11 protein-coding genes are annotated in these 10,688 nt (G+C 72.1%); 3 read left to right on the forward strand and 8 right to left on the reverse strand.

Translation table 11 applies throughout. The annotated features are described in order from the left end of the window. Positions 1-12: 12 nt before the first annotated feature. The 3 genes from typA to BUB97_RS18040 form a co-directional block, all read right to left on the reverse strand. Positions 13-1,848, reverse strand: a complete 1,836-nt coding sequence (typA, locus tag BUB97_RS18030) for a translational GTPase TypA (RefSeq protein ID WP_073137280.1) — start codon at positions 1,846-1,848, stop codon at positions 13-15. A 305-nt stretch (positions 1,849-2,153) separates the two neighbouring features. Continuing rightward, complete coding sequence (locus BUB97_RS18035) at positions 2,154-2,750, reverse strand: hypothetical protein (RefSeq protein WP_073137282.1); 597 nt, start codon at positions 2,748-2,750, stop codon at positions 2,154-2,156. Positions 2,751-2,905: 155 nt separating this feature from the next. Next, complete coding sequence (locus BUB97_RS18040; protein WP_073137284.1) at positions 2,906-3,892, reverse strand: adenosine kinase; 987 nt, start codon at positions 3,890-3,892, stop codon at positions 2,906-2,908. A gap of 309 nt (positions 3,893-4,201) precedes the next feature. Here BUB97_RS18040 and BUB97_RS18045 point away from each other — a divergent pair, with 309 nt between their 5' ends. From BUB97_RS18045 to BUB97_RS18055, 3 genes are all read left to right on the forward strand, one after another. After that, entirely contained in the window at positions 4,202-4,858 is a 657-nt protein-coding gene (locus BUB97_RS18045; RefSeq protein ID WP_175562676.1) for a bactofilin family protein, read from the forward strand. A 159-nt stretch (positions 4,859-5,017) separates the two neighbouring features. Continuing rightward, positions 5,018-5,515, forward strand: coding sequence for a hypothetical protein (locus tag BUB97_RS18050; protein ID WP_073137286.1), 498 nt, complete (start codon positions 5,018-5,020; stop codon positions 5,513-5,515). A 78-nt stretch (positions 5,516-5,593) separates the two neighbouring features. Then, the gene (locus BUB97_RS18055; RefSeq protein ID WP_073137288.1) at positions 5,594-7,249 is read left to right on the forward strand and encodes an HWE histidine kinase domain-containing protein; all 1,656 of its coding nucleotides are present in this window, start codon (positions 5,594-5,596) and stop codon (positions 7,247-7,249) included. A gap of 272 nt (positions 7,250-7,521) precedes the next feature. On the opposite strand, the gene hisA is transcribed toward BUB97_RS18055, so the two are convergent. From hisA to hisB, 5 genes are read right to left on the reverse strand one after another with little or no spacing between them, the layout of a single operon-like run. After that, a complete protein-coding gene (gene hisA / locus BUB97_RS18060; RefSeq protein WP_073137290.1) occupies positions 7,522-8,235 on the reverse strand; it encodes a 1-(5-phosphoribosyl)-5-[(5-phosphoribosylamino)methylideneamino]imidazole-4-carboxamide isomerase in 714 nt (237 codons plus the stop codon). Then, the gene (locus BUB97_RS18065; RefSeq protein WP_086062318.1) at positions 8,235-8,750 is read right to left on the reverse strand and encodes a GNAT family N-acetyltransferase; all 516 of its coding nucleotides are present in this window, start codon (positions 8,748-8,750) and stop codon (positions 8,235-8,237) included. Before BUB97_RS18065 ends, hisA begins: the two co-directional genes overlap by 1 nt. Before the next feature lie 56 nt (positions 8,751-8,806). After that, a complete protein-coding gene (gene hisH / locus BUB97_RS18070; protein WP_073137294.1) occupies positions 8,807-9,460 on the reverse strand; it encodes an imidazole glycerol phosphate synthase subunit HisH in 654 nt (217 codons plus the stop codon). Further along, the gene (locus BUB97_RS18075; RefSeq protein WP_073137296.1) at positions 9,457-9,822 is read right to left on the reverse strand and encodes a DUF2628 domain-containing protein; all 366 of its coding nucleotides are present in this window, start codon (positions 9,820-9,822) and stop codon (positions 9,457-9,459) included. The genes hisH and BUB97_RS18075 overlap by 4 nt, the downstream gene beginning before the upstream one ends. Beyond that, positions 9,823-10,428 (reverse strand): imidazoleglycerol-phosphate dehydratase HisB, encoded by a 606-nt coding sequence (gene hisB, locus BUB97_RS18080; protein ID WP_073137297.1) that lies wholly within the window; start codon positions 10,426-10,428, stop codon positions 9,823-9,825. Positions 10,429-10,688 lie beyond the last annotated feature (260 nt).

A 10,688-nucleotide genomic window follows, 5' to 3' on the forward strand; every position in this document is an offset into this window, starting at 1 on the left:
CGGGCCCTGGCCTCACGCCGCCTCGCTCTCCGAGCGGCGGGCATGCTTCTTCCGCTCATGCGGATCCAGGTAGCGCTTGCGGAGCCGGATCGCCGAAGGCGTCACCTCCACCAGCTCATCCTCCTCGATATAGGCGATCGCCTGCTCGAGGCTCATGCGGCGCGGCGGAACCAGCAGAAGCGCCTCATCCTTGCCGGCGGCACGGATGTTGGTGAGCTTCTTCTCCTTGATCGGGTTCACGTCGAGATCGTTCTCGCGCGAATGCTCGCCGAGGATCATCCCGACATAGACCTTCACGCCCGGATCGACGAAGAGCGCGCCGCGCTCCTGCAGCGCAAACAGCGAGTACTGCACCGCCTCGCCATCCGAGTTGGAGATCAGGCTGCCCTTGATCCGCCCCTCGATCGGCCCGGCCCAGGGCTGATAGCCGATGAACAGGCGGTTCATCATGCCCGTGCCGCGCGTGTCGGTCATGAACTCGCCGTGGTAGCCGATCAGGCCGCGCGACGGGATGTGGAAGGTCAGCCGCACCTTGCCGCCGCCCGAGGGACGCATGTCCTGCATCATGCCCTTGCGGAGCGACAGCTTCTCGACGACCACGCCCGAGTAGCCCTCGTCCACATCGACGAGCACCTCCTCGAAGGGCTCCTCCTTCTCGCCCGTCTCCGGGTTCACCTGCGTCAGCACGCGCGGGCGGCCGATGGTCAGCTCGAAGCCCTCGCGCCGCATCGTCTCGATGAGCACGCCGAGCTGCAGCTCGCCGCGGCCCGCCACCTCGAAGGCGTCCACTTCCTCGGACACCTTCACCTTGATGGCGACGTTGCCCTCGATCTCCTTGAACAGCCGGTCGCGGATCTGGCGGCTGGTGACCTTCTTGCCCTCGCGGCCACCCAGCGGGCCGTCATTGATGCGGAAGGTCATGGACAGCGTCGGCGGGTCCACCGGAATGGCCGGCAGCGGCTCCGTCACCTCGGGGGAGGCAATGGTGTCGGGGATCGTCGCGTCGGAAAGCCCGGCGATGGCGATGATGTCGCCCGCCTGCACCTCGTCCACCGGCACGCGCTCCAGGCCGGAGAAGGTCATCAGCTTCGTCAGGCGCCCGCTCTCGACGACCGTGCCGTCCTGGCGCAGCACGCGCACGGGCATGTTCACCCGCGCGACGCCCTGCTCCACCCGGCCCGTCAGGATGCGGCCGAGGAAGGGGTCGGCCTCGAGGATGGAGGCGTTCATCGCGAAGGGCGCGTTCACGTCCACCTTCGGCTCGGGAACATGGCTCAGGATCAGGTCGAACATCGGGGACAGGTCCTTGCGCGGCCCGTCCATCGAAAGATCGGCCCAGCCCTGGCGGCCCGAGGCGAACATGGTGTGGAAGTCCAGCTGCTCATCCGTCGCGCCGAGCGCGGCGAAGAGGTCGAAGACCTCGTTCAGCACCTCGTCGGCGCGGGCGTCCTGGCGGTCCACCTTGTTGATGACCACGATCGGCTTCAGCCCGCGGGCCAGCGCCTTGGTCAGCACGAACTTGGTCTGCGGCAGCGGACCCTCGGCGGCGTCGCACAGCACGATGGCGCCATCGACCATCGAGAGGATGCGCTCCACCTCGCCGCCGAAGTCGGCGTGGCCTGGCGTGTCCACGATGTTGATCTTGGTGCCCTTCCACTCCACGGCCGTGGACTTGGCCAGGATCGTGATGCCACGCTCCCGCTCCAGGTCGTTGCGGTCCATGGCGCGCTCGGCCACCTGCTGGTTGGCGCGGAAGGCGCCGGCCTGCTTGAGAAGATTGTCCACGAGCGTCGTCTTGCCGTGGTCGACGTGGGCGATGATCGCCACGTTGCGGATGTTCTGCGTCACCGCGCGAAGTCCCTTGCCTGGACCGGGGCGCGAACCCCGGCTGCGCGCGATGCCGGCCCCAGGGATTTAATCCAGGGAGTCCACCGCGCCCGTTTCGCCTTCCCCACCGGGGAGGCGGCCTCCGCCCGAAGATCCAACCATATGGAAGGCCCCGCGCGCTCAGGGCGGCGGGGCCTGTCTTCGGCGGTTCGGCGTGTTGCGGCGCACAGATAGCGTGCCGCCCACCGGATTGCGAGGGTTTCCGCGATGCCGAGGCGCCACCCGCCCATGCGGGGGAAGCGGGCCTCGGCGCCGGCGCGGGCGGCTCAGCCGCGCGGCATGGTCTCGGCCGGCATCCCCGAAGGGGAAGGCGGCACCGCAGGGCGCGGCCCGTGCCGCATGGGCCGCGCCCGTCGCTCGGGCGGCGGCACGGGCGCATCCACGGCCGTCGGCACGCCCGGCGGCAGCGGCCGCGCGCCCGGGCCCGTCGGGGTCGCCGGCAGCGCCGCCTCGGCCTGGCCCAGCGCGTTCAGCGCCGAAGCCGAATCCCCCTGCGCCGCCAGGCGCCGCGCCTGCACGATCTGGCTCAGCGCCGCGCTCGTCTGCGGCCGGTTCGCCTCGCTCGCCAGCACCGAATTCGTCAGCAGCCGCGTCTCCGCCCGCTCCAGCGCCTCGATCGCCCGGCCCGCATTGCGGCGGATCAGCGCCGCCCGGGCCTCGGCCAGCAGCCCGCGCGCATTCTCCACCCCATCGGCATCCACCGCGGCCGCATTCCGGTCCTGCGCCGGCACCCAGGGCGTCGCGGTCGGGTTGGCGCGCTCGCGCCGCATCTCCTGCACGGCCGGGTCCGCGGGCTGGGCCAGCGCTGGCACCGCCAGCAGGGCGGCGGCGAAGGTCGCGGCCAGGGTGGTCTTGGAAGTCATGGCGTTCTCCTTAGGTCGGGTCCCGAACGCCGCCCGGGGGGAAGGGTTGGCGAAAGGGCTGAAACCGGCCGGGCGGACCGAATCCGGCCGGACCGCCCATCTTCCCCCTTCCGCCGTGCCCCGCGCCAGTGGAAGCGCGCGGAACCCGCCCGCCCTCAGCCCCCGACCAGCGCCTTCAGCTCCGCCTGCGGCCGCGCCCCGAAATGGGAGATCACCTCGCTCGCCGCCACGCTGCCCCAGCGCCCGCACTCGGCCAGCGGCAGGCCCCGCGCATGGGCCGCCAGGAAACCGGCGGCATAGGCATCCCCCGCCCCGGTGGAATCGATCAGCGTGGTCGGCACCGCCGGCACCTCCACCACCTCCCCCGCGGGGCTGATGATCCGGCTGCCCTTCTCGCTCCGCGTCAGCGCCACCAGCTTGCCCGTCTGCGCGAAGGCCCGGGTCGCCTCCTCCGCATCCCCCACTTCGAACAGGGAAAGCGCCTCGTCCTCGTTGGCGAAGACGATATCCGCATCCCGCGCGATGAAATCGAGGAAGGCCGTCCGGTGCCGCCCCACGCAGAAGCTGTCGGACAGGGTGATAGCCACCGACCGCCCCGCCCCGTGGGAAATGGCCGCCGCCCGGCGGAAGGCCGCCTGCGCCGCCGGCGGGTCGAACAAGTACCCCTCCAGATAGGTCACGGCCGCGGATTCCACCGCCGCCTGGTCCACATCCGCCTCCTCGAAGGCCACGCAGGCGCCGAGATAGGTGTTCATCGTCCGCTGCCCGTCCGGCGTCACCAGGATCAGGCAGCGCGCCGTCGGGTCGCCCCCCTTCAGCGGCCGGGTCGGGAAATGGATCCCCAGCGCCTTCAGGTCCTCGGCGAAGGCCCGGCCCGGCGCGTCATCCGCCACCTTGCCCAGATAGCCCACCCGCGCGCCGAGAGAGGCCGCGGCCGCGCAGGTATTGGCGGCCGAGCCGCCCCCGGTCTGCACGCCCTCGCCCACCGCGGCATGGATCGCCTCGGCCCGCGCCGTGTCGATCAGCGCCATGCCGCCCTTGGCCATGCCCCAGTCCCGTAGCGTCGCCTCGGTCGCCGAGGCCACCACGTCCACGATGGCGTTGCCGATGCCCAGGATGTCCAGCGCCTGCCGCTCCGCCATGCCCGTCTCCCATCCGCCCGGGCCGCGCCCGGTCCTGTCCGAAGCGGCGCCGCCCGACCGGCCGCGCCCGCAATGGCCGCCGCCATACCACGCGCCGCGCCCGGATAAACCGGAGCAATGGCGGATTTATCAGGCCCACTCGCCATTCCGGGCGTTGTGCCGCGTCTCCCGCCCGTGATAGCCCGATGCTGGCAGGCGCGAGACTGGGGAGGGGATCCCACCGCGCCCAAACGGGTGCCCGCGGCGGTCATGAAGACCGTCCGGCGGCCGCGCCACGCCAATGACCGCCATCGCGCAGGGGGAACTGCCATGTCCGTCTTCCGCCGCCGCCCCGCCGAACCGGGGCCTTCCGAGGCTGAGCCCGCGACCGTGCCCGTCTCGCGCGATCCAGACCTGGCCGTGCCCCCCTTCCGCCCCACGCCGGGCCAAGCACCCAAGGACCCCGCCATGAGCCTGCCGCCCAAGCCCACCGCGCCCCAGGGCGCCACCGCCCCCGGCGTGACCATGCCGCCCCGCCCCGCCGCCCGCCCTGCGGCCGCGGAGCGCCGCACCCTGGTCGTCGGCAAGGGCATCTCCCTCCAGGGCACCGTCACCGATGCCGAGCGCCTCGTGGTGGACGGCACGGTCGAAAGCCAGATGATCCAGGCCCAGGAGCTGCAGATCACCCATTCCGGCGTCTTCAAGGGCGAGGTCCAGGTGGACGACGCCGAGATCGCCGGCGTGTTCGACGGCACCCTCACGGCCCGCAACTCCCTCACCATCCGCGCCACCGGCCGCGTGCTCGGCGTCGCCCGCACCCGCAAGCTCTCGGTGGAGGAGGGCGGCCAGCTCTCCGGCCGCATGGAGATGCTGACCGAGGGCCAGGCCTCCGCCCCCTACGCCTCGCCCATGGGCGCCCCGGCCGCCCCGCAGCCGGCCCAGGCCCCGCAATACGCGGCGCCCAACCTGTCGCCCGAGCGCTACTGAACCGCCCGCGGGGGCGCGGCGAGCCACGCAGTCCGCTGCGCGGCCACGCCGCGCCCCCCCCCCCGCCCCCCCCCCCCCCCCCCCCCGCCCCCCCCCCGCCCCGGCCCCTTCCTCCCGCCACCAAGCCCCGCCACCCAGCCCCGAGCCATGGGACCGGTCATGACCGCGTCACCCGGCGGCCCCGCGCCGCCCCTTCGTGCCCCTCTCCTGGCCTTCCTTCCGGCCCTCCTTCCGGCCCTCCTCCCCCTCGCCAGCTGCGCCCCGCCCGGGCCCGACCGCGCCGCCAGCCTCGTGCTCGAGGAGGTGCTGGAAAGCCATCGCGCCAGCCTCGCCGGCCTGAACACCCCCGCCCCGGCCGTCACCCCCGTCGCCGCCCGCACCGCCGGCCCCCGCCGCCCCGGCGGCGGCGCCCCGGGCAGCGTCGCCGCCCTGCTCGGCCAGACCCCCGACGCCCTCCTCGCCACGCTCGGCCAGCCCACCCGCCGCCGCCCCGAAGGCCAGGCCGAGATCTGGCTCTACCAGGGCACCCACTGCGCCCTCGACGTCGTCCTCTACCGCGAGGCCAGCGCCCCCCGCGTCGCCTGGGCCGCCGCCCGCGCCGCCGGCACCGAAACCCGCACCGAGGCACGCTGCCTGTCGGAGCTGGTGGCGGGATAGCCTTCCCCGCCGCCGAAGCCCCGGAACCCGCTCGCACCGAGCGGCGTTACCCGCACCGGAAAAAGCCGGAGCAATGCCTTGAACGGGCGAGCGTGCTGGACAGGAAGCCGAGAGGACGAGGAGCTACTCCGCCAGCAGACCGTCCTGGCCAGGTTCGGCGAATTCGCCCTCAAGTCCGAGAACCTGGATGAGATCCTGGCCGAAGCCTGCCGCCTCGTCGGTGAAGCCCTGGGAACCGACCTCGCCAAGGTCGTGGAACTCCAGGAGGACGGCCAGACCCTCCTCGTGCGCGCCGGCCTCGGCTGGCGCCCCGGCGTCGTCGGGGAGATCCGGCTGCCGCTGGACGAGAGGTCCTCCGAAGGCCACGCCCTCAAATCCGGCGATCCCGTCACCTCGCCAAATATCGACGAGGAGACGCGCTTTCACTACCCGGCCTTCCTGAAGGAGCACGGCGTCCGCGCCATCGCCAACGTCATCATCATCGGCGGCCGGGACAAGCCACCCTACGGCATCCTCCAGGTGGACAGCCGCGAGCCGCGCGAATTCACCGAAAGCGACGTCGCCTTCCTCCGCAGCTATGCCAACCTCATCGCCGCGGCGGTGGACCGCCTCCGGGTCCTCGCCCAGATGCGGGACAGCAACCGCGAACTCGAACGGCGCGTCGCTGAACGCACGCGCCAGCTCGAGGCCGAGGCCGCCGAGAGGGAGCGCGCCCAGAAGGCACTTCGCCAGGCCCATGCCATGGAAACCCTGGTCGAGCACCTGCCCATCGGCGCGGGGCTGATCGGCCCCTCCGGCCACATCCTCGTCGCCAACCCCCAGCTCCGCCGCCTCCTGCCCCGGCCCCTGGTCCCCTCCGTGGACCCGCAGACCGGCAGCGAATGGACCGCCTTCCACCCGGACGGCCAGCGCGTCGCCCCGCAGGACTACCCCGCCGCCCGGGCGCTCCGGGGCGAAATCGTCCTCGACATGGACTTCCTGCATGCCGGCGCGCCAGGAAGGGCTCGCTGGCGCCGCGTCAGCGGCATCCCCGTCCATGGGGACAACAAGGCCGTCGCCGCCGCCCTCGTCGTGATCGTGGATATCGACGGCGAGAAACGCGCCGCCGAGCGCCAGGCCCTGCTGACGCGGGAAGTGGACCACCGCGCCAAGAACATGCTCGCCGTCGTGCAGGCCGCGCTGCGCCTCACCCGCGCGGAGGATATCGGCAGCTTCGTCCAGCTCATCGAAGGCCGGGTCGCCGCCCTGTCCCGCGCGCAGATGCTCCTCTCGGCCGAACACTGGTCCGGCGCCGACCTCCACAGCCTGCTCCGCGGCGAACTCTCCGCCTTCCTGGACCGCGAAGGCTCCGGCCCCCAGGTCGCCCTGCGCGGCCCCCGCCTCACCATCCCGGCGGACGCCACCCAGCCCCTCTCCATGGCCATCCACGAACTGGCGACCAACGCCACCAAGCACGGCGCCCTCTCCCGCCCCAACGGCCTCGTCAGCGTCGAATGGCAGATCCGGCAGGCCGGAACGGAACACCTCCGCCTGCGCTGGGCCGAAACCGGCGGCCCGCCCACACAGGGCCCGCCCTCCCGCCAGGGCTTCGGCTCGCGCGTCCTGAACGGAACCCTGCGCAACCAGCTCGGCGGCCAGGTCGTCATGACCTGGGACGCCGCCGGCCTCGTCTGCGACATCGACTTCCCACTCCGGGACACGCCCGCCGATACCGCCGCGGACGCGCAGCCCTAGGGAGCGGCGGAGGCAAAGGGAGGGCTCCGCCCTCTCCCGCCAAGGGCCTGAGGCCCTTGGAACCCCGTCTGACTGCCGTGGATGCCCCGGATCAGTGGGGTCTCTGGTGAAGGGCGCTGATTTTACCTTTGCAGTCGCCTCGGGTCATCGACCCGAGGCGCACCGTCAGCCCAGTTATTCCAAACTCGAAGAATAAGATGATGGTGAGGGGTCCGGGGAGAGGAAGAAGGAATTCTTCCTCTCCCCGGGACAAACTGTCAGCCCAGGAAGCCTTACCCCCCCAGCGCCTCGCCAGCCGTCAGCCGCCCGTCATAAAGCGCCCGCCCGATGATCACCCCCGCGATCGTCCCCGTCGCCCGCAGCGCGTCCAGGTCCGCGCGCCCGGCCACCCCGCCGCTGGCGATCACCGGCGTCGAGAGCCGCTCGGCCAGCGCGGCGGTGGCCGCCACGTTCACCCCGCCCAGCATCCCGTCCCGGTCGATATCCGTGTGGATCACCGCCGCCGCCCCTGCATCCTCCAGCATCAGCCCCAGGTCCAGCGCGGTCAGCGTCCCCGTCTCCGCCCAGCCCTCGGTCGCCACGAACCCGTCCCGCGCATCGATCCCGATCGCGACCTTGCCGGGGAAGGCCCGGCAGGCCTCGCGCGCGAAATCCGGGTTCTTCGCGGCCGCGGAGCCCAGGATCACCCGCGCGATCCCCGCCTCCAGCCAGGCCTCCACCGTCGCCATGTCGCGGATGCCGCCGCCCAGCTGCACCGGCCGCGTGGTGGCGGAAAGAATGCCTCGCACCGCCTCCGCATTGGCCGGCCGGCCGGCGAAGGCCCCGTCCAGGTCCACCACATGCAGCCAGGGAAAGCCCGCCGCGTCGAAGGCCCGCGCCTGGGTGGCGGGGTCGCCATAGACGGTGGCCTCGTTCATGTCGCCGCGCTTCAGGCGCACGACCTGCCCGCCCTTCAGGTCGATGGCGGGGTAGGGGATGAAGTCCATCAGCTGTCCTGCGGGAAGAGCGTCTCGGTCGGCCGCCCGCGCGCGGGCTCCAGCACCCTGAAGTAGTGGTGGCCCGCCACGGTGCGGCCCTCGATCCGGGCATAGGCCGGGTGCGTGCCCCAGCGCGTGTAGCCCAGCCCCTCGAACAGCGCGATGGCGGTGGTCTGCGTCTCGCGCACGTCCAGGTTCAGCACCCGGTGCCCCAGCGCCGCCGCCCGCTCCTCCACCCGCCGCACCATCAGCCGCGCCAGCCCATGGCCGCGCGCATAGGGGGCGATATAGGCGTGGGTGAGCTGCGCGGCCCAGGCCTGCGCCTCGTTGTTGCGCCCGGGCCGGACCAGCTGCGCCGAGCCCACCACATGCCCGTCCAGCCGCGCCACGAACAGCTCGCGCTCCGGTACCAGCATCACGCCCCGGAAATGCCGCGCCAGCGCGTCGCGCCCCTGCGGCGCCAGCCAGCCGAAGCCGCCGCCCTCGATGATGGCCGCGTCCGTCGCCTCGCAGAGATCGGCCATCTCGGCATCCGAGAGCGTGTCCACGCGCTCGACGGACAAGGAATGTGCCACCTGACTCACCCGGGCGACCACCGCAGGAAGTTCCGGAGGATCCGCAGCCCCACCGGCCCGGACTTCTCGGCATGGAACTGCGTGCCGGCCAGGTTGTCCCGCCCCACCATGGCCGCCACCTCGCCGCCATAGCCCGTGCTCGCCAGCAGCTCGTCCCGCAACCCGCCGCGCAGGGCGTAGGAATGCACGAAATAAGCATGCGCATCCCCGGGCAGCCCCGCCAGCAACGGATGCGCCCCATGGGCCTCCAGCGCGTTCCACCCCATCTGCGGCAGGGGCAGCGGCGCACCGGCCCCATCGCGCGGATCCATCGGCGCGATCTCGCCGCGGATCCAGCCGAGCCCGGGCGTCACCCCATGCTCCAGCCCGCGCTCCGCCATCATCTGCATGCCCACGCAGATGCCGAGGAACGGCCGCCCGCGCCCGATCGCCACCTCGCGCAGCGCATCCGTCACCCCCGGCAGCGCGGCCAGCCCCCGCGCGCAGGCCGCGAAAGCCCCCTGCCCCGGCAGCACCACCCGGTCCGCCGCCAGCACGTCCTCCGCCCGCGTCGTCACGGAAAGGTCGAGGTCCAGCCCCTCCTCCCGCGCCGCCCGCTCGAAGGCACGCCGGACCGAGGCCAGGTTCCCCGAACCGGGATCCACCACCGCGAGCTTCATGCCATCACCCCGCGCGCCAGCTCCGGCCGCGCCCGCACCAGGCGGAACACCGCCATCTCCTCATCCGGCGCCGCGACGACGCCTTCCGCCGAGAAGCCCCGACGCCGCAGCGTCCAGCGCTCCAGGTCCCGCGCATGCAGCCCCAGCATCACCTGCAGCGCGAAGCCCACCCACCCCTCCCAGGGGTCCGGCAGGAAGGCAATCGCGAAAACCAGCAGCAGATAGCCGAGCAGCGCCAGCCACAGGCCGCGCCAGAGCAGCCACAGCGGCCCGAACAGGAAGGCCCAGAAGGAAAATCCCTCGCGCACCAGCCGCGTCCGGGGCCTCTCGCCCCCCCGCGCATGAACCGTGAAGACCCGCATTCAGGCCTCCAGCATCCCCTTGGTGGAGGGAACGGTCCCCTCCGCCCGTGGATCGGCCTCCGCCGCCATCCGCAACGCCCGCGCGAAGGCCTTGAACAGCCCCTCCGCGATATGGTGCGCATTGGTGCCGGCACGCTGCGTCAGATGCACCGTCATCGCCGAATTCATCGCGACCGCGCGGAAGAATTCCTCGAACAGCTCCGTGTCCATCTCGCCCACCTTGTCGCGCGGAAAGCTCGCGGACCAAACAAGGAAAGGCCGGCCGGAAATATCAATGGCACACTCCGCCAGCGCCTCGTCCATCGGCACGAGCGCCTGGCCATAGCGGCGGATCCCGCGCTTGTCCGCCAGCGCGCGCCGGATCGCCTGCCCCAGCACGATCCCGACATCCTCCGTGGTGTGGTGGAAGTCGATATGCAGGTCGCCCTCCGCCCGCACCACCAGATCCACCATGGAATGCCGCGCCAACGCCGTGAGCATATGGTCCAGGAACCCGATCCCGGTCGCGACCTCGGCGCGGCCGGTGCCGTCCAGGTTCAGCGTCAGGTGAATCCGGGTCTCGCTCGTCTCGCGGGCGATCTCGGCGCGGCGGGGAAAGGCGTCCATGACGCCCCTTTAGACCGCGGCGGGCCGGGGTGGAACCAAAGGTGTTAAAGAGCCCCGCCCGGTCAGCCCGCATGGAGGGCTCCGCCCTCCACCCGCCAAGGGCCTGAGGCCCTTGGAACCCCATCGGACTGCCGTGGATACGATGATCAAAGGGGTCTCTCGCTGAGGGCGCACTTCCTGCCCTTGCAGTCGCCTCGGGTCATGGACCCGAGGCGCACCGTCAGCCGAGTGATTCCAAACTTTCAAAAAAGAAGAAGGTG

The sequence above is a fragment of the Muricoccus roseus genome, assembly GCF_900141905.1.
Classification (GTDB): domain Bacteria; phylum Pseudomonadota; class Alphaproteobacteria; order Acetobacterales; family Acetobacteraceae; genus Roseomonas; species Roseomonas rosea.